Source organism: Microbacterium sp. CCNWLW41, from assembly GCF_037083505.1.
The window spans coordinates 592,871-610,303 of the sequence record NZ_JBAOJP010000002.1 but is presented as its reverse complement, the minus strand read 5'-3'; the positions used below and the strand labels follow the sequence as shown (position 1 = coordinate 610,303).

Genomic DNA, 17,433 nt, shown 5'->3' with positions numbered 1-17,433 from the left:
TTGCTGCATCATTTCATAGTGCGAAAGTTTTTCTTCGCTATGTGGATATCTGCAGGAAGCTGACCCGATCCGCCCGGACCGACCCGAGGAGACGCCATGTCCACCCACCGTCAGATCGCCGCGATCACCTACGAGACCGCTGCCCGCGCCGTCTCGCTCGCCATGGAGATCGGCGCGGACCACGGGGTGCGCGCGGTCGTCGCGGTCGCCGACCCCTCGATGACCGTCGTCGCCTACGGCATGGCCGACGGCGCCACCCCGCACAGCGCCGAGACCAGTCGCCGCAAGGCCGTGACCGCGGCCTCGATCCGGCGTCGCACCGCGCAGATCCCCGAGGCCCTGTCCGTCGCCCTGCCGCTGGGCACGGGCGGGGCGCTGACTACGATCGACGGAGGAGTGCCGATCGTCTTCGGCGACGACCACGTCGGCGGGCTCGGCGTCGCCGGGGGGACCCCGGCGCAGGACGCCGCGATCGCGCTCGAGACCCTGCACCGTCTCGGCGCACGGGTGGAAGGAACGGAACCATGACCTCGTATCTCTCCCGCGCCGACCTGTCGGTGGCCGCACCGATCGCCGCCTTCGCCGAGGAGTCGCTGACCGCGTCGGGACGGGACCCCGAGGCCTTCTGGGCCGGCGTCAGCGCGATCGTCCACGACCTCGGCCCCCGCAACGCTGCCCTGCTGCGGACCCGGGACGAACTGCAGCGCCGCATCGACGACTTCCACCGCACGCACCCGGGCGTCCCGGACCGCGACGCCTACCGCGCCCTGCTCACCGACATCGGCTACCTGGCGGCGGACCCCGGCGCGGTCGGCGTGACGACCGAGGACGTGGATCCGGAGATCGCGACCCTCGCCGGCCCGCAGCTCGTGGTGCCCCTCCTCAACGCGCGCTTCGCCTTGAACGCCGCCAACGCCCGTTGGGGATCCCTCTACGACGCCCTCTACGGGACGGACGCGATCGACCGGACCGGCGACCTCGCCCCCGGCCGTGCCTTCACCCCCGCCCGCGCGGCCGCGGTGGTCGCGCGGGGCCGGGAGCTGCTGGACGCGATCGCGCCCCTCACCGGCGGCTCGCACCGCGACGCCACCGGCTATGCCGTCGACGACGAGGGGCTGGCCGTGCGGACCGCCGACGGCGTGCGCCGCCTCGCCGACGCCACGGCCTTCGTCGGCTTCGCCGGCGATCCCGAGGAGCCCCGCGCGGTGCTGCTGCGCCACCACGGCCTGCACGCCGAGATCGCCGTCGACAGGGACGGGTCGATCGGGCGCACCGATCCCGCGGGCGTCCAGGACATCCTGCTGGAGTCGGCGATCACCACCATCCTCGACCTGGAGGACTCGGTCGCCGCGGTGGACGCCGAGGACAAGGCGCTCGGCTACCGCAACTGGCGCGGCTTCATGGACGGCACGCTCACCGAGACGGTGACCAAGGACGGCCGCACCTTCACCCGCGCCCTGGCCGCGGACCGCACGTACCGCACGGCGGCGGGCGACGAGGTCACCCTCCCCGGCCGGGCGGTGCTGTTCATCCGCAACGTCGGCCACCTGATGCGCACCGACGCCGTGCTCGACCGGGACGGCGAGCCGGTGTTCGAGGGGATCCTCGACGCGGTGATGACCGCGCTCGGCGCCCTGCCGGATCTGGAGGGACCGGACGCCGGGCGCAACTCCCGGACCGGATCGATGTACATCGTGAAGCCGAAGATGCACGGCCCCGAGGAGGTCGCGTTCGCCGTCGAGCTGTTCGGCCGCGTCGAGGAGGTGCTGGGGCTGCGGGCACGCACCCTGAAGATCGGGATCATGGACGAGGAACGGCGCACGTCGGCGAACCTCACCGCCGCGATCGCCGCCGCGTCCGACCGGGTGGTCTTCATCAACACCGGCTTCCTCGACCGCACCGGGGACGAGATCCACACCTCCCTGCACGCCGGCCCGTTCCTCCCCAAGGCCGCGATCAAGGCGCAGCCGTTCATGCAGGCGTACGAGGATCGCAACGTCGCGATCGGGGTCGCCTCGGGACTGGACGGGCACGCGCAGATCGGCAAGGGCATGTGGGCGGAGCCGGACCTCATGCGGGCGATGCTGGAGAAGAAGATCGCCCATCCGCTGTCCGGGGCGTCCACCGCGTGGGTGCCGTCGCCCACCGCGGCCACCCTGCACGCCCTGCACTATCACCAGGTGGATCCGTTCGCCGTGCGCGCGACGCTTCCGCCGGTCGGCGAGGACGCGCTGGACCGGCTCCTCGTCCCGCCGCTCGCGGGAGAGGGCGTGCTCACCGCGGACGTGGTGGCGGAGGAGCTCGACAACAACGTGCAGTCGATCCTCGGATACGTCGTGCGCTGGATCGACCAGGGGATCGGCGTCTCCAAGGTCCCCGACATCCACGGCACCGGCCTGATGGAGGACCGCGCGACCCTGCGCATCTCCAGCCAGCTGCTGGCCAACTGGCTCCTGCACGGCGTCATCACGCCGGAGCAGGTGGATGAGAGCCTGCGCCGGCTGGCGGAGGTGGTCGACGAGCAGAACGCCGGCGACCCGGCCTACGAGCCGCTCGCCTTCCCGGACGGGGCGGTGCCCGGCATCGCCTACACCGCGGCTCGCCGCCTGATCCTGGAGGGGGCGGACCAGCCGAGCGGCTACACCGAGCCGCTGCTGCACGGTCTGCGGCGGGAGAAGAAGGCGCAGCAGCAGCAGCGCTGACCGCGCCCGCCGGCGGTCCGGGGATGTCCGCGACCGAAACTAGGCTGGACGCATGCGTCTGGCGACCTGGAACATCAACTCGATCCGCACGCGCGTGGCCCGCGCCGTCGACTTCGTCGTCCGTGAGGACATCGACGTGCTCGCGCTGCAGGAGATCAAGTGCAAGCCGGAGCAGTTCCCCTACGGCCCGTTCGAGGACGCGGGCTACCACGTCGAGGCGCACGGACTGAACCAGTGGAACGGCGTCGCGATCGTCAGCCGCGAGCCGATCACGGACGTCTCGACCGCGTTCGCCGGCATGCCCGGGTTCGCGAAGGGGCATGACGGCCCGGACGCTCCGCTGGAGGCGCGGGCGCTCGGGGCGACCGTCGGCGGCGTGCGCGTGTGGAGCCTGTACGTGCCCAACGGGCGCTCTCTCGGCGACCCGCACCTCACCTACAAGCTGCACTGGCTGGAGGCGCTGCGCCAGGCGACCGCCGCGGAGATCGCCGCGAACCCGGCGCAGCCCCTCGCGCTGGTGGGCGACTTCAACATCATCCCCTTCGACGACGACAACGGCGATCCCGACATCGTGGTCGGGCGCTCGACGCATGTCTCGCCGGAGGAGCGCGCCGCCTTCTTCGCCCTGGAGACCGCCGGGGTGCAGGATGTCGTCCGTCCCCTCCTTCCGACCGGCTATACGTACTGGGACTACCAGCGACTGAAGTTCCCCCGCAACGAGGGCATCCGGATCGACTTCGTCCTCGGCTCGCAGCCGTTCACCGACGCGGTCACCGGCGCGTCGATCCACCGCGACGAGCGCAAGGGCGAGCAGCCGAGCGACCACGTGCCCGTGGTCGTCGACCTCGACCTCGGCACGACGGCGGACGCGGACGACGACCTGCCGATGATCTTCGCGTGACGACGATGCCCGCCTCGTCCTCCGCGGCGCCGCGCACGGCGCCCGTTCGCCTGATCGCGACGGACCTGGACGGCACGCTCCTGGACGCGGCGGGCACCGTCACCCGGCGCACGCGTGCGGCGCTCGACCGGGCCCGCGCCGCCGGCGTGCACGTCGTCCCCGTCACGGCCCGTCAGCCGATCGGCCTGCGCCAGCTCGCCGCGGACGCCGCCTTCGACGCGTGGGCGCTGTGCGGCAACGGCGCGTACGGCATCCACCTCGTGACCGGCGAGGTCCTGTTCGCCCAGGAGATCCCGGCCACGGTGCAGCAGGAGCTCGCCGAGGCGCTGTCGCAGGCGATCCCCGGGCTCCTGTTCGCCAGCGTCCGTGAGGCCGGCGAGGGCTTCGTCACGCAGGAGGGCTACGCCGCGCTCGCGCGCCTGAGCGACCACAAGCGCGATCCGCGGGACATGATCGGGGTCCCTCTCGCGGACGTGCTGTCGGCACCGAGCCTGAAACTCGTGATCCGGCATCCCGAGGTGCCGATCGCGGAGATCTTCGCCACCCTGCGCGGCCTCGGCCTGTCGGGCTTCGAGGCGACGTTGTCCGGTGCGCCCTTCGTGGAGGTCATGGCGGAGGGCGTCACCAAGGCCACGGGCCTCGCCCAGCTGTGCACGCGTCTCGGGATCGCGCGGGAGGAGGTCGTGGCCTTCGGCGACGGCCTCAACGACCTGGAGATGCTGGAGTGGGCCGGGCACGGGGTGGCCGTCGCCAATGCGATCGACGTCCTGCGCGAGGCGGCCGACGAGGTCGCCCCCGGCAACGACGACGACGGCGTCGCCCGCGTGATCGAGCGCCTCGTCGCCTGACCCGCGGCTCCGCGCGGCCTCCGCCCCCGCCCCCGGCGTCAGGCGATCGCGCGAGTTCAGGCGCGGGGCCGCGCTTTCTGCCTGATGCCGCGCGATGGCCTGAGCTCGCGCGATGGTCCGGCGTGCGCGGGCACACCCGGACGACGCGGGTCACTCCCCCATGACGCCCGTCTCCGGCTCGCCGGGGGCGCCGGGCGCGTACCGGAGCGAGAGCGTGCCGTTGTCGCCGCTCTCCGCGTGCAGCAGGCGCAGGTTCGCCGGGGCGGCGCCTTCGGGGAACACCTTCTTCCCCTGACCCAGGACGATGGGATAGACCCACAGCTGCAGTTCGTCGTAGAGGCGCTCGGCGAGGAGCGTCTGCGCGAAGTCGATGCTGCCGATCACGTGCACGTCCTGGTGCCGTTCGCGCAGCGCCGCCAGCTCGGCGGCCAGGTCCGCACCCACGCGGGAGCTTCCCTGCCAGTCCAGGACGATGTCCGCGTCGCGGGAGGCGACGTACTTCGGCACCCGGTCGAAGAGCTGCCCGATCGCCCCCTCCGGGCCGGTGGTGTGGTGCGGCCAGTAGCCCGCGAAGATGTCGTACGTGCGTCGCCCCAGCAGCAGGGCGTCGAGGGTCTCCATGCCCTTCATCACGCTCCGGCCAACCGCTTCGCTGGGGACTCCCGCCTGCCAGCCCCCGAACCGGAACCCGTCGGTCGGATCCTCCTCGGGCCCGCCCGGGGCCTGGGCGACGCCGTCGAGGGTGGTGAACAGGTCGATGATGATGCGTCCGGTCATGATGTGCTCCCTTGCAGCTCTGGTTCGGACGAGCCGGCCCCCGCACTCCGGGCGGGGATCGGCGGGATGTGGAAGGTCCGGGCGAAGTCAGCGAGCGCGGAGACGTCGCCGCGGACGACGGCCAGGAGATCCTGGTCGATCGCCTCGGCGGGAGTGACCTCCCGCGCGATCAGTCGGCGGATGCCGGGACCGGCGACGATCAGCGCGTCGGCCTCGCCGTCGGGAAGCGCCCCGCCCACGGGCGGCGCCGGCGGGGCCAGCTGCACGACCGACAGCCTGCCCGCGTGCACCCGCACACGGAGAGCGACGTCGCCGACGTGCAGCTCGTAGTCCCCGTCGACGGCCTCGTCGGGACGGAACGCGGTGCGCAGGGCCATCGTCAGGGAGTCGGGGGTCACGACATCGCCCTCCTGCGGATCCCCCATCGCCTGGAACCCCCACCTTCCGAGGCCGAGGATCACCGGTTCCAACTCGCGGCCGTAGGGGGTGAGCTCGTACACCAGCCCGCAGTTGCGCAGCGGTACCCGGCGCACGACGCCGCCCTCCTGCAGATCCTTGAGGCGCGTGGACAGGATGTTGGTGGGAATGCGCGGCAGGCCCTGCTTGAGGTCCGTGTAGCGCCGGGGGCCGACGAGCAGATCGCGGACGATGAGCAGCGCCCACCGCTCCCCGATCAGTTCGACGGCCGTCGTCACCCCGCAGTACTGGCCGTAGCTCCGTGCCGCCATGTCAGGCCGACGCTGCAGCGCCGTCCTGGTCGGCGAGGAACGCGTCCGGCCCCTGCTCCGCGGCCTCGGGGGCCATGTAGACGAACTCCATGCCGTTGCCGTCGGGATCCTCGAGGTCGCGCGAGTACATGAAGCCGTAGTCCTTCGCCTCGTTCGGCTCGCTGCCCCCCGCGGCCACGCCACGGGCGATGGTCTCGTCCACTTCTTCGCGGGAGTCACGGCTCAACGCGATGAGCACCTGCGCCCCCTCGCGAGGGTCGAGCACGGGCTTGTCGGTGAAGGTCGCGAAGTACTCGCGGGTGAGCACCATGAAGAACACGTCGTCGCTCCAGACGACGCAGGCCGCGTTCTCATCCGTGAACAGCGGATTGATCTCGCATCCGAGCGCGGTGTAGAACGCCTTGCTGCGCTCGAGATCCGACGTGGGCAGGTTGACGAAGATCTTGGTCACGACCGACTCCTTTGTGCGGTGAGGTGCGAGGCGATCCGCCCCGCAAAGGCGATACTTGCAAAAAACAAGTTCCGCTGTCAAGAGCCCTCCGCCAGCGCAGGCGCGGGACGTCGCCGAGCGGGCACGCGCGGGATCAGGCGAACGCGGGATCAGGCGAACGCAGGATCAGGCGAACGCGCAGGATCAGGCGGCGAGCGCCCGCTCCTGCCTGATTCCGCGCGGACGCCTGATCTCGCGCTGCGGACGCGCGCGGCGGCGCGGCGGCGCGGCGGCGCGTCCCGGGTCCGTCGCGCGGGGGATGCCGGTGCGGGCGCCGCGTCCTACGGTGGAGGGATGGTCGAGGCCGGCTTCACCCGCACCCCCACGGAGCGCGAGCTCCGCGGCGACATCCTGCTCGCCGGGATCATGTTCGTGGGCGGGATCATCAGCGCCGGCCTCTCGACCATCGCGCAGGTGTACGGCGACGAACAGGGCGAGCCGTGGACCGCGCTGCCGTACGTCCTCGCGATCGCCGCGCCGCTCGCCGTCCGCCGCCGCTGGCCCGCCGTCGTGGCCGTGATCGTGTCCGTCGCGTACTTCGTGGCGGTGACCTTCCGCGTCCCCGAGGTCTACGTCGGCAACATCGCGATGTTCATCGCCATCTACACGGTCGGCGCATGGATGAACGCCCGCCGGGCGGCGTTCCTCGTGCGCGCGACGATCATCTTCGGGATGGCGGTGTGGCTGCTCATCGTCATGTATCGGGACGCCATCACGCAGGCGGAGGAGGCGGAGGTCGTCGCCGGCTTCCTCTCCCCGTACCTGGCGTTCATGATGCTGCAGATCCTGCTCAACGCGCTGTACTTCGGCGGCGCCTACTACTTCGGCGAGCGCTCCTGGTCGGCGGCCGCCCAGCGCGCCGCGCTGGAGCAGCGCACCAGGGAGCTGGAGCGCGAGCGAGAGGTCACGGCGGCCCAGGCGGTGGCCCTGGACCGGGTCCGGATCGCCCGCGAGCTGCACGACGTCGTCGCCCACCACGTGTCGGTCATGGGCGTGCAGGCGGGGGCGGCCCGGATGGTGATCGATCAGGACCCCGCACGGGCACGGCAGATCCTGGGCGGGATCGAGTCCTCGGCGCGGGACGCGATCCGCGACTTCCGCCAGCTCCTGGAGACGCTGCGTGCGCCCGGGGACGCGGAGGAACCGCCGTCCACGGTGACGCTCGACGACATCGCCGACCTCGCCGCCCGCTCGACCGGATCGGGCCTTCCCACCGACTACGCGGTGATCGGCGAGCCGGCGCCCGTCCCGTCCGTCACCGCGGTCAACCTCTACCGCATCGCCCAGGAGTCCCTCACGAACGCCCGCCGTCATGCGGGGCCGGATGCGCGCGCCGACGTGCGGATCCGCTACACGGGGACCGCCGTGGAGCTCGAGGTCGTCAACACGGGCCGCGTGGTGACGGGCCTGCGTCCCGGCCTCGGCCAGCTCGGCATGCGCGAGCGCGCCCTGGCCTCGGGCGGCTCGATCGAGCTCACGCCCCGGACGAACGGGGGCTTCCGGGTCCGCGCGACCGTGCCGCTCTCCGCGGCCGCCCCGACCGCCGCGATGACCGGAGACGCCTCGTGACCGATCCCGCCCCCACCCGCGTCCTGCTCGTGGACGACCACGCGATGCTCCGCGCGGGTTTCCGGACCATTCTGGATCTGCAGCCGGACATCACCGTGGTCGGCGAGGCGTCGACGGGGACCGAGGCGGTCGCGCAGGCCTCGGCGCTGCGACCCGACGTGATCTGCATGGACGTGCAGATGCCCGACATGGACGGGCTGGAGGCGACCCGACGCATCGTCGCGGATCCCGAGATCCGCGCCGCCATCGCCATCGTGACGACCTTCGACCGCGACGACTACCTCTTCACGGCGCTGGAGGCCGGTGCGAGCGGATTCCTCTTGAAGAACGCCGGGCCCGAGGAGCTGCTGGCCGCCGTCCGCGCCCTGGCGGCGGGGGACGGCATGCTCGCCCCGGAGGTGACCCGGCGGGTGCTCCGCCGCTTCGCCGGGAGCCCGGCAGAGCCTGCGCTCCCCTCGTACGCGGCCCCGGGCACGAATCCGACACCGGCGCTGCCCGCGGCGACGATCGCCGACCCGCTGACCGACCGCGAGGCCGACGTGCTGCGGCTGGTCGCCGAGGCCTGGAGCAACGCGGAGATCGCCGCCGAGCTCTTCATCGGCGAGGCCACCGTGAAGACCCATGTCTCCCGGATCCTGCAGAAGCTCGGCGCCCGCGACCGCGTGCAGGCCGTGGTCATCGCGCACCGTCTCGGCCTCGCCTGACCGGGCGCCGGAAGGCGCACGCGTCACCGGGCACCGGGTACCGGGCACCGGGTACAGGGCACCGGGAGGGCGAAGCCACGTCAGAGTCGCCCAACGAAGTAAGGAGGAACACCGATCTCCTTACCCCTGGATGTTCCCTCTGACGATCTGTACGATCGTCGGAGGGAAGGGAGTGTCATGGCGGTGGCAACGATGACGAGCAAGGGGCAGATCACCATTCCCAAGGCGATCCGCGACGGGCTGGGGCTCGCGCCGGGCGACCGGGTCCTCTTCGCCCCGTTGCCGGGGGGGCGGGTGGCACTGGTCCCCCGCAATCGGAGCGTCAAAGAGCTCGCCGGCGTCCTGCACGCCAGCGGGCGGAGCACCGTATCCGTCGAGGAGATGAACGCGGCGATCTCGGACGAGGGTTCGGCGAGCGGGTTGCGGGGTCTGGCAGCGTGGACCGGATCGGCATGATCGACGGGCTCGTCGGGCTCGATACGAACGTGATCGTCCGATATCTGGTCCGCGACGACGAACAGCAGTTCGAGGCGGCCGCCGAGGTGATCGAGTCGTTGACGGCGGAGAGACCCGGCTTCGTCACCACGGTGACGCTGGCCGAGCTGTACTGGGTGTTGCGTCGCGCGTACCGCATCCCCCGCAGCGACTGCCTCACCGCGATCCGGCGGTTGGTCGAGATCGAGGTCTTCGAGTTCGAGGACGGAGAGGGCGTCGTCCGGGCACTCGACCTCGCCGGGGACGGCGCCGACCTCGCGGACGCCCTCATCCAGACGACCTTCCAGCAGTTCGGCGCGATCGAGGCGGTGACGTTCGACCGGGGAGCGGCTCAGAGCATGGGGTGGCGACTGATCGGCTCCTAGCCGCACCGTCTCGGCCTCGCCTGACCGGGTGCCGGAAGGCGCACGCGTCACCGGGCACCGGCCGTCGGCCCTCTGGACCCGGTCGGCGGGGCGGGCCAGAATCGGCGGCATGACAAGGACGTCGCTCAGCACGATCGGCCTCGCCGCGGCCTGGCTCCTCACCGACCTCTGGCGGGTGTGGACACCCTCGCTCATCACCCTTTTCGGCCGGGCGGCGGAGACGCCGCCGGAGATCATGGGCGCCTACGCCCTGGCGGTGATGGCGGCGCCGCTCGTGCTGCTCGCCGTCGTCCGCGGTCCCGCGCCCCGGCTCGCGGCGGGGCTCCTCGTCGCCGCGCTCGTCGTCCGCATCGGGGTGCAGATCGTCCCGGGCGGCGGGGACGTGCAGCTCTACGGCAGCTCCCTGGGCGTCGCCCTCGCCGTCGCCGCGCTGTGCCTGGCGGCCGGGGCCCTCGGGCGCCGGCTGATCCCGAGCGTCTTCCTCGGCATCGCGGTCGCCACGACGGTGCATGCCGCCCTGGGAAGCTTCGGCGCGGTGTGGCGGGACGACGCCGCCGCGTACGCGGTCCTCGTCCTCCAGGCGACCGTGGTCGCGTTCGCCGTACGCGCGTCCGGCCGGGTCACGGAGGAGCCCGGGGATCCGGCGGTCGCCGCGCGCAGCGCCCTCCTCCTGCTCCCGATGCTCCTGCTGGTCCTCCTCGCCCTCGCGAACGTCGGACGCGCCTCGGTCGCCGATCCGCTCTGGGGCCCGGTCGCCGCGGTGGTCGGGAGCGGTGCCGCGGCGGTCGCGGCGCTCCTGCCCGCCCCGCGTCGGCGCCCGTGGGCGGCAGCGGTGCTCCTTCCCGGAGCCGTCGCGCTGTCGCTGCTGCCCGAGGCCGTCCGCGACGGCGCGGACGGGGCGCTGCCGATATGGTCCCTCGCCGCCGTCGTCGTGGGACCGGCGGCCGCCGCGCGCCTGCTGCTCTTCGCGGGCCACGGCCGGTCTCCCCGTCGCACCGCCCTCGCGGCCGGAACGGGCGCGATCGTCTGGACCGCCCTGTTCTTCGCCTACTACGCCGGGTACGACCTCGGTTATCGCGCCGATCTCGTGCTCGTGGCCGCCGCAGCCGTCTTCGCGCTCTGGTGCGTCGCGTACCGGTCCGGCGGATCCGCCGACGACGAGGACATCCGTGCCTCAGAACGCCGGATCGACGACTCGGGCGCCCGGGCCGTCGCCGGGGTCGGGGCGGCGACCGTCGTGGCCGCCGTGACCGCGCTCGTCGGCCCGCCCCTCACGCTCCCCACGCTGCCGGTCGCGCGCGAGGCCGCCGCCTCGGACGAGCTCGTCGTCGCCGCCTACAACCTCCGCATGGGGTACGGGATCGACGGCGTCTTCCGCCCCGGCGACGTGGCCGCCCAGATCCGCCGCAGCGGCGCACAGGTCGTCCTCCTCAGCGAGGTGGACCGGGGATGGCTCCTCAACGGCGGGCAGGACGAGCTGATGATCCTCGCCCGGATGCTCAGCATGCAGGCCGTCTTCGGACCGGCCGCCGACCAGGTCTGGGGCGACGCGATCCTCACGTCGCTGCCCCTGTCCGATCCGTCGTCCACGAAGTACCCGCTGTTCGATGCGCTCACCGGCGCGGGTCTCACGGCGGCGACCGTGACGTGGCGCGGAGAGCCCGTGCGGATCCTCTCGACGCACCTCCAGCCCGATGCGAACGAGCTCGACGCCACCGGACGGCAGGCGGCGATCCTCGCGGACGCGATCCGGGACGCGCCCGGCGCGGTGATCGGCGGCGGCGACCTCAACACGACGCCCGGATCGGACGCGTGGCGGACCCTGCTCGCTTCGGGCGCCGGGGACGCGCTGGAGGACGTCCGCCCCGCAGCCACCTCGCCCGCCGACGACCCCGCCGAGGAGATCGACCATCTCCTCGCCCGCGGGATGGTCGCGGTGCGCGCCGAGGTGATCGCCTCGACCCTGTCGGATCACCGGATGATCGTCGCCGCCTTCCGTTGATCCCGCGGTCTCCGTCCCGGGGAGGAGGGCACGCGTCCGTCCTGCGGGGGATGCCGCCGGACCGACGCCTTCCTAGCGTGGAGGCATGACCACAGCACCCGTCCTCACCGAGGGACTCGTCGACCTGCGCGGCATCACGAAGAGCTACGGCTCGCGGCGCGTGCTCGACGACGTCTCCTTCCAGGTCGCGCCCGGCCGGCTGACCGGGTTCGTCGGCGGCAACGGCGCCGGCAAGACGACCACGATGCGCATCATCCTCGGCGTCCTGTCCTCCGACGACGGGTCCGTCTCGCTCGGCGGGCGCCCGGTGTCCGCCGCGGACCGGCGCCGGTTCGGCTACATGCCCGAGGAGCGCGGGCTCTACCCGAAGATGAAGGTGCGCGAGCAGATCGTCTACTTCGCACGACTCCACGGATACGACAAGGCCGAGGCGACCCGCCGCGCCACCGACCTGCTGACCGAGCTCGGCCTCGGCGAGCGGCTCGACGACAAGATCGAGGCGTTGTCACTGGGCAACCAGCAGCGCGCCCAGGTCGCCGCCGCGCTCGTCCACGAGCCGGAGGTCCTCATCCTCGACGAGCCGTTCTCCGGCCTCGATCCCCTCGCGGTCGACGTCGTCGCCGGCGTGCTGCAGGCCCGGGCGGCCCAGGGGGCTTCGATCCTCTTCTCCTCGCATCAGCTCGACGTCGTCGAGCGTCTGTGCGACGACCTCGTCATCATCGCCGGAGGCACGATCCGGGCGGCGGGGACGCGCGACGCGCTGCGCGAGCAGCATTCCGCGCCGCGCTGGGAGCTGTCCTCCACCGGGGACGTCGGCTGGCTCCGCACCGAGCCCGGCGTGACGGTCCACGACTTCGAGGGCGGGAACGCGGTCTTCGACGTGGACGCCGCCGACACCGCCCAGCGCGTGCTGCGCCGTGCGATGGACGGCGGAGAGGTCATCCGATTCGCTCCGCAGCAGCCGACTCTCGCGCAGATCTTCAAGGAGGTCATCCAGTGAACGCCCTCGCCACGTCCCGTCCGACCGCACCGTCGTCCGGCCCCCTGACCGGCATCACCGCCGCCCAGGGCGCCTGGCTCGTCGCCGAGCGCGAGATCGGCACGCGCCTGCGCAGCAAGGCGTTCCTGATCTCCACCGCGATCCTCCTGCTCGTCGCCCTCGGCGGCATCATCTGGATGGGGATCGCCGGGGGCACGCCGAGCACGGTCGCCGTCGCCGCGACCAGCCAGTCCGCCGCTCTGCTGCCCGAGAGCGACACCCTCGAGGTCACCGAAGTCACCGACCGCGCGGCGGCCCAGGCCCTCGTCGAGGACGGTGACGTGGACGCCGCCGTCCTCGTCGACGACTCCTCCCCGACCGGGCTGTCGATCCTCGCCGGCGAGTCCGCGCCGGACGAGCTCGTCGCGCTGATGTCGGTCTCCCCCGCGGTGGAGCTGCTGCATCCCGACGCGCCGCATCCCGGGCTGCGCATGGCCCTCGGCATGGTGTTCGGCATCGTGTTCATGATGGCGGCCCTGTCCTTCGGCACCCCCGTGACGACGAGCATCGTCGAGGAGAAGCAGACGCGGATCGTGGAGATCCTCCTGTCCGCGATCCCCGCCCGATCCCTGCTCGCCGGCAAGGTGCTCGGGAACACGATCCTCGCGATGGCCCAGATCCTGCTGCTGATCGCCGTGGGGGTGGTCGGCCTGATCGTGACGGGCCAGACGACGCTGCTGCAGGGGTTCGGCGCGCCGATGCTCTGGTTCGCGGTGTTCTTCCTGTTCGGCTTCATCCTGCTCGCGGCGATGTTCGCCGCCGCCGGATCGCTCGTGTCCCGCCAGGAGGACGCCGGCGCGACGCTGACCCCGGTCATGTACCTGACGATGATCCCGTACTTCCTCGTCGTCTTCCTCGGGACCAACCCGCTGGTCATGACGATCATGTCCTACGTCCCGTTCTCGGCACCGGTCGCGATGCCGGTGCGCCTGTTCTTCGGCGAGGCTCAGTGGTGGGAGCCGATCGCGGCCCTGGCGGTGCTGCTCGCGACCTGCCTGCTGGTCGTGGCCCTGGGCGCGAAGATCTACGAGAACTCGCTGCTGCGCATGGGGGCGCGCGTGAAGCTGAGCGAGGCGCTCCGGGGCTGAGCACGGCCGGCTTCACCGATCCGCCCCTTCCGCGTTCTCACGTGGAAGGGGCGGATCATCGGATCGGGAATATTCATGCGCATGCATAAGTTGGACCCGACGATGCGGACGACGGAGTCCGGAGAACGTGAACCGATCCGAAAGGCCGCACTGGCATGAGCACGCCCACCCTCGACCGCACCGCCCCCACCGAGCACCCCGTCCTGGACGTGCTCGCGGACCGCTGGAGCCCCCGCGCCTACGACGCCTCGACCCCGATCGACGAGGCCAAGCTCGCCTCCGCGCTGGAGGCGGCGCGCTGGTCGCCGTCGGCGAACAACTCGCAGCCCTGGCGCTTCATCGTGGCCCGCCGGGGGACCGAGCTGCACGAGGGCATCCAGTCGGCGCTCATGGGCTTCAACCAGGTGTGGGCCGGCAACGCCGCCGTCCTCATCGTCGCGATCGCCGAGACGGCGAACGCCGAGGGCGCGCCCTACACCCACGCGATCTACGACCTGGGCCAGGCGGTCGCGCACCTGTCGGTGCAGGCGCACCACGACGGACTCGTCGTCCACCAGATGAGCGGCTTCGTTCCCGAGGCGATCCGCGAGCTCGTCGACCTGGAGGAGCGCTTCGCCCCGACGACCGTCATCGCGCTGGGCGAGCTCGGCGACATCGACGCCCTTCCGGACCCGCTCCAGGAGCGCGAGGTGGCTCCGCGCGTGCGCCGTCCGCTCGTCGAGACGGTCGTCGCCGAGGCCTGAGCCGGCTGTACGCCCCCGGTGCGGAACCCGATCCGCCCCGGGGGCTTCGTCGTATCCGTCGCCGTCGTCATCCGGTGGCGGTCCGACGTGCGCCCCAGCCGCACGTCGGACTCGCCCGGACGGCTCGGCGCCTCGGGGCAGGCGCCGTCGCCCCGCGATCGTTTCGCGCGTCGCGTCGCGCTCGATCGCCGCCCGCGCCGCGCATCCCCAGCATGCCGGCATTCGGGTCGTAGGCTTCACTCTAGGGACCCGCCCTTCACATACGTCGGAGCATCTGTGATGGATCACGGCACCACCGCACCACCGGCCGACACCGCCTTCTCCCGCGAGCTGCGGCGGGCCATCTCCGCGCACGGCATCAGCCTCGCGAGGCTGCGCGATCAGCTCCGCGCGCGGGGGAACCCGGTGTCCGTCACCACGCTCAGTTACTGGCGCTCCGGGAGCCGGCGCCCGGAGGGACCCCAGTCCCTCGCGGCGGTGGACGAGCTGGAGCGGATCCTCGGTCTCATGCACGGTTCGCTGCGCGAGCTCATCGGCCCGACGCACCGTACCGGCCCGATCGGAGGCCTGGCCCATCCGCTCGCCGAGCGCAACCTGGAGGACGCCACCGCGGAGGTGATGACGGCGCTCGGCATGGGAAACGCACCGATCGTCCGTGACGTGTCCACGCACGTGGTGACGGAGGTGGGGGAACACGGCGACGTCCTCCGACGCTCGATGCGCAGCCTCATCCAGTCCACGACCGGGATCCTCACCGCCTTCCCGTACGTCGAGCTCTCGCCGGGGATGCCGATCGAGCCGCCCGTGTTCCGCGCCGTCGCCGGGGCCCGGGTCGGCCGCCGCGTCTCGCACCCCGACGGGGAGGTGCACGGCGTCGTGTTCGAGCTGGACCGCCCGATCGGTCCCGCGGAGACGGCGCTCATCGAGTGGGAGCTCTCCTATCCCCCGGATCGGCCGTCCGGCATCCGCGAGACCGGGCACGGCGTCGCCCGCCAGAGCCGCGACGTGCTGCTGTGGACCCGCTTCCATCCCGACGCGGTGCCGGACTGGCTCGAGGAGCACGAGGAGACGCCGGAGTCGACGACGCGCCGCCCGATCGCGCTCACGACGGACACGGCGATCCATCAGGTCCGCCGGCGCTTCGGCCCCGGGCTCCTCGCCCTGTCCTGGGGCTTCGGCGACGCCCCCTGACCCCCTCCCCCTCTCGCTGCCGCTCCGTTCGCCGCCGCTCCGTTCGAGTGGTCAGTTTCTGTGGGTTCACGGCCGTTTTGCCCACAGAAACTGACCACTCGACGCGTGGCGCGGGGCGGGGGCACGCGTGTCGTGGAGCGGGGGGTCAGGCGTGGCGGGCGAGGAGACGCCGCGCGGCCTCGCTGTGGTGCGCGATGAGCTCCGGCACGTCCAGGTCGACGATCCGCCCGTCCACGACGCGCCACTCGCCGGCGACCATCACCCGGTCCGCTCGCTCCGCTCCGCAGAGCACCAGCGCCGCGACCGGGTCGTGGCTCCCGGAGAAGCGCAGCTCGTCGAGCGTGAACATCGCCAGATCCGCCTGCTTCCCCGGGGCGAGGACGCCGACGTCCGTCCGTCCGAGCGCCCGCGCCGACCCGGCGGTCGCCCAGTCCAGTGCGCGCTCCGGCGTCACCGCGGCCGCGCCGTAGCGGAGCCGCTGCAGGTACAGCGCCTGGCGGACCTCCTGCATCATGTTGGACCCGTCGTTGGACGCCGACCCGTCGACGCCCAGCCCGACCGGGGACCCGGCCTCCTCGAGCTCGACCGCGCGGGCGATCCCCGAGGCGAGGCGCATGTTCGAGGTGGCGCAGTGGGCGACCGCCGTGCCCGCGGCGCCGAGGCGGGCAATCTCGGCGTCGTCGAAGTGGATGCCGTGGGCCAGCCACGTCCGGTCGCCGAGCCACCCCACGCTCTCCAGGTAGTCGACCGTCCGCAGCCCGAACGTCTCTCGGCAGAAGTCCTCCTCGTCGATCGTCTCGGCGAGGTGCGTGTGCATCCGCACGTCCAGGGTGCCCGCGAGGGCAGCGGTGTCCCGCATCACCCCGGTCGTGACGGAGAACGGCGAGCACGGCGCGAGCCCGATCTGCACCCGGGCGCCCTCCCCGCGCTCGTGATACGTCCGCACGAGCCGTTCGCTGTCGGCGAGGATCGTGTCCGCGTCCTGCACGGTGCGCTGGGGCGGGAGGCCGCCGTCGTCCTCGCCCAGCGACATCGACCCGCGCGTCAGCGTCGCGCGCATGCCGAGACGGCGAACCGCCTCGACCTGGACGTCGATCCCGTTCTCCAGCCCGTCCGGGAACAGATAGTGGTGATCGGCCGCGGTCGTGCAGCCGGAGAGGAGGAGCTCGGCGAGCGCGGCGGTCGTCGCGAGCTCCAGGTCGCGGGGCGTGATCCCCGCCCAGACGCCGTAGAGCCCTTTGAGCCAGGGGAACAGCTCCGCGCTGACCACGGGCCGCCAGGCCCGCGTGAGCGTCTGGTAGAAGTGGTGGTGCGTGTTGACGAGGCCGGGGATGACGACGTGCCGTGACGCGTCGAAGACTTCGTCCACGGGGTCCGTCGGGTCGGCCCCCGCGGGCACGGTTTCGACGATCCGAGAGCCCGCGACCACTACGCCTCCCCTGGCGTCGTCGTCGGCGCCGGTGTGGATGCCGAGGGGGTTCTTCAGCCAGACGCGGCGGTCCGACGGCGAGACGGGGCGGGGTTCGTGGTGCGACGATTCGTGGTGCGACAAGGGGACTCCTTCCATGAGCGCCCGATCGGGCGGCGGTCGTGGAGCCGGGAGCGACCCCACGCGGGGTCAGCTCAGTTTTTCCCTGTCTGCTGATCCAGGAGTCCTCGGAGGGACCCTCCAGACCTAACACGCCCCGCCGCGCTCCGTCAACGGCCCGCCTCGCCCGTCCCGCTCATCGAGTGGTCAGTTTCTGCGGCTTGGAGCGCCGTGAACCCACAGAAACTGACCACTCGACGACG

At 72.3% G+C, this 17,433-nt stretch carries 17 protein-coding genes; 13 read left to right on the top strand and 4 right to left on the bottom strand.

The window, feature by feature from the left end:
• Window positions 1–96: 96 nt before the first annotated feature.
• From V6R91_RS10680 to V6R91_RS10665, 4 genes are read left to right on the top strand one after another with little or no spacing between them, the layout of a single operon-like run.
• Window positions 97–528, top strand: coding sequence for a GlcG/HbpS family heme-binding protein (locus tag V6R91_RS10680; RefSeq protein WP_271061117.1), 432 nt, complete (start codon window positions 97–99; stop codon window positions 526–528).
• Complete coding sequence (locus tag V6R91_RS10675) at window positions 525–2,702, top strand: malate synthase G (protein ID WP_336395408.1); 2,178 nt, start codon at window positions 525–527, stop codon at window positions 2,700–2,702. Before V6R91_RS10680 ends, V6R91_RS10675 begins: the two co-directional genes overlap by 4 nt.
• Before the next feature lie 52 nt (window positions 2,703–2,754).
• Window positions 2,755–3,603: an exodeoxyribonuclease III gene (locus V6R91_RS10670; protein WP_336395407.1), complete on the top strand. Its 849-nt coding sequence runs from the start codon at window positions 2,755–2,757 to the stop codon at window positions 3,601–3,603.
• A 5-nt stretch (window positions 3,604–3,608) separates the two neighbouring features.
• Window positions 3,609–4,451: an HAD family hydrolase gene (locus V6R91_RS10665; RefSeq protein ID WP_336395531.1), complete on the top strand. Its 843-nt coding sequence runs from the start codon at window positions 3,609–3,611 to the stop codon at window positions 4,449–4,451.
• Between the two features lie 150 nt (window positions 4,452–4,601).
• On the opposite strand, the gene V6R91_RS10660 is transcribed toward V6R91_RS10665, so the two are convergent.
• From V6R91_RS10660 to V6R91_RS10650, 3 genes are read right to left on the bottom strand one after another with little or no spacing between them, the layout of a single operon-like run.
• A complete protein-coding gene (locus V6R91_RS10660) occupies window positions 4,602–5,228 on the bottom strand; it encodes a dihydrofolate reductase family protein (RefSeq protein WP_336395406.1) in 627 nt (208 codons plus the stop codon).
• Window positions 5,225–5,956 (bottom strand): winged helix-turn-helix transcriptional regulator, encoded by a 732-nt coding sequence (locus tag V6R91_RS10655; RefSeq protein ID WP_336395405.1) that lies wholly within the window; start codon window positions 5,954–5,956, stop codon window positions 5,225–5,227. Before V6R91_RS10655 ends, V6R91_RS10660 begins: the two co-directional genes overlap by 4 nt.
• A 1-nt stretch (window position 5,957) precedes the next feature.
• Entirely contained in the window at window positions 5,958–6,407 is a 450-nt protein-coding gene (locus tag V6R91_RS10650; RefSeq protein WP_067250520.1) for a VOC family protein, read from the bottom strand.
• Window positions 6,408–6,740: 333 nt separating this feature from the next.
• On the opposite strand from V6R91_RS10650, the gene V6R91_RS10645 reads away from it, so the two are divergent.
• The 9 genes from V6R91_RS10645 (at window position 6,741) to V6R91_RS10605 (ending at window position 15,642) form a co-directional block, all read left to right on the top strand.
• Window positions 6,741–8,015: a sensor histidine kinase gene (locus tag V6R91_RS10645; RefSeq protein WP_336395404.1), complete on the top strand. Its 1,275-nt coding sequence runs from the start codon at window positions 6,741–6,743 to the stop codon at window positions 8,013–8,015.
• A gap of 44 nt (window positions 8,016–8,059) precedes the next feature.
• Complete coding sequence (locus V6R91_RS10640) at window positions 8,060–8,719, top strand: response regulator (protein WP_442928115.1); 660 nt, start codon at window positions 8,060–8,062, stop codon at window positions 8,717–8,719.
• A gap of 177 nt (window positions 8,720–8,896) precedes the next feature.
• Window positions 8,897–9,175, top strand: a complete 279-nt coding sequence (locus tag V6R91_RS10635; protein ID WP_067250582.1) for an AbrB/MazE/SpoVT family DNA-binding domain-containing protein — start codon at window positions 8,897–8,899, stop codon at window positions 9,173–9,175.
• The gene (locus V6R91_RS10630) at window positions 9,172–9,579 is read left to right on the top strand and encodes a PIN domain-containing protein (RefSeq protein ID WP_336395403.1); all 408 of its coding nucleotides are present in this window, start codon (window positions 9,172–9,174) and stop codon (window positions 9,577–9,579) included. Before V6R91_RS10635 ends, V6R91_RS10630 begins: the two co-directional genes overlap by 4 nt.
• 109 nt (window positions 9,580–9,688) lie before the next feature.
• Entirely contained in the window at window positions 9,689–11,581 is a 1,893-nt protein-coding gene (locus tag V6R91_RS10625; RefSeq protein WP_336395402.1) for an endonuclease/exonuclease/phosphatase family protein, read from the top strand.
• An 85-nt stretch (window positions 11,582–11,666) separates the two neighbouring features.
• Window positions 11,667–12,581, top strand: coding sequence for an ABC transporter ATP-binding protein (locus V6R91_RS10620; RefSeq protein WP_271061109.1), 915 nt, complete (start codon window positions 11,667–11,669; stop codon window positions 12,579–12,581).
• Window positions 12,578–13,708: an ABC transporter permease gene (locus tag V6R91_RS10615; RefSeq protein ID WP_336395401.1), complete on the top strand. Its 1,131-nt coding sequence runs from the start codon at window positions 12,578–12,580 to the stop codon at window positions 13,706–13,708. The genes V6R91_RS10620 and V6R91_RS10615 overlap by 4 nt, the downstream gene beginning before the upstream one ends.
• A gap of 155 nt (window positions 13,709–13,863) precedes the next feature.
• Window positions 13,864–14,451 (top strand): nitroreductase family protein, encoded by a 588-nt coding sequence (locus V6R91_RS10610; RefSeq protein ID WP_231819679.1) that lies wholly within the window; start codon window positions 13,864–13,866, stop codon window positions 14,449–14,451.
• 279 nt (window positions 14,452–14,730) lie between these two features.
• Window positions 14,731–15,642 (top strand): hypothetical protein, encoded by a 912-nt coding sequence (locus tag V6R91_RS10605; protein ID WP_336395400.1) that lies wholly within the window; start codon window positions 14,731–14,733, stop codon window positions 15,640–15,642.
• A gap of 145 nt (window positions 15,643–15,787) precedes the next feature.
• Here V6R91_RS10605 and V6R91_RS10600 read toward each other — a convergent pair whose 3' ends face one another.
• Complete coding sequence (locus V6R91_RS10600; protein ID WP_336395399.1) at window positions 15,788–17,194, bottom strand: 8-oxoguanine deaminase; 1,407 nt, start codon at window positions 17,192–17,194, stop codon at window positions 15,788–15,790.
• Window positions 17,195–17,433 lie beyond the last annotated feature (239 nt).

Bases quoted from the DNA above. Each gene is read 5' to 3' on its own strand.
- V6R91_RS10680 (WP_271061117.1), top strand. From the start codon at position 97: ATGTCCACCCACCGTCAGATCGCCGCGATCACCTACGAGACCGCTGCC.
- V6R91_RS10675 (WP_336395408.1), top strand. From the start codon at position 525: ATGACCTCGTATCTCTCCCGCGCCGACCTGTCGGTGGCCGCACCGATC.
- V6R91_RS10670 (WP_336395407.1), top strand. From the start codon at position 2,755: ATGCGTCTGGCGACCTGGAACATCAACTCGATCCGCACGCGCGTGGCC.
- V6R91_RS10665 (WP_336395531.1), top strand. From the start codon at position 3,609: ATGCCCGCCTCGTCCTCCGCGGCGCCGCGCACGGCGCCCGTTCGCCTG.
- V6R91_RS10660 (WP_336395406.1), bottom strand. From the start codon at position 5,228: ATGACCGGACGCATCATCATCGACCTGTTCACCACCCTCGACGGCGTC.
- V6R91_RS10655 (WP_336395405.1), bottom strand. From the start codon at position 5,956: ATGGCGGCACGGAGCTACGGCCAGTACTGCGGGGTGACGACGGCCGTC.
- V6R91_RS10645 (WP_336395404.1), top strand. From the start codon at position 6,741: ATGGTCGAGGCCGGCTTCACCCGCACCCCCACGGAGCGCGAGCTCCGC.
- V6R91_RS10640 (WP_442928115.1), top strand. From the start codon at position 8,060: ATGCTCCGCGCGGGTTTCCGGACCATTCTGGATCTGCAGCCGGACATC.
- V6R91_RS10635 (WP_067250582.1), top strand. From the start codon at position 8,897: ATGGCGGTGGCAACGATGACGAGCAAGGGGCAGATCACCATTCCCAAG.
- V6R91_RS10630 (WP_336395403.1), top strand. From the start codon at position 9,172: ATGATCGACGGGCTCGTCGGGCTCGATACGAACGTGATCGTCCGATAT.
- V6R91_RS10625 (WP_336395402.1), top strand. From the start codon at position 9,689: ATGACAAGGACGTCGCTCAGCACGATCGGCCTCGCCGCGGCCTGGCTC.
- V6R91_RS10620 (WP_271061109.1), top strand. From the start codon at position 11,667: ATGACCACAGCACCCGTCCTCACCGAGGGACTCGTCGACCTGCGCGGC.
- V6R91_RS10610 (WP_231819679.1), top strand. From the start codon at position 13,864: ATGAGCACGCCCACCCTCGACCGCACCGCCCCCACCGAGCACCCCGTC.
- V6R91_RS10605 (WP_336395400.1), top strand. From the start codon at position 14,731: ATGGATCACGGCACCACCGCACCACCGGCCGACACCGCCTTCTCCCGC.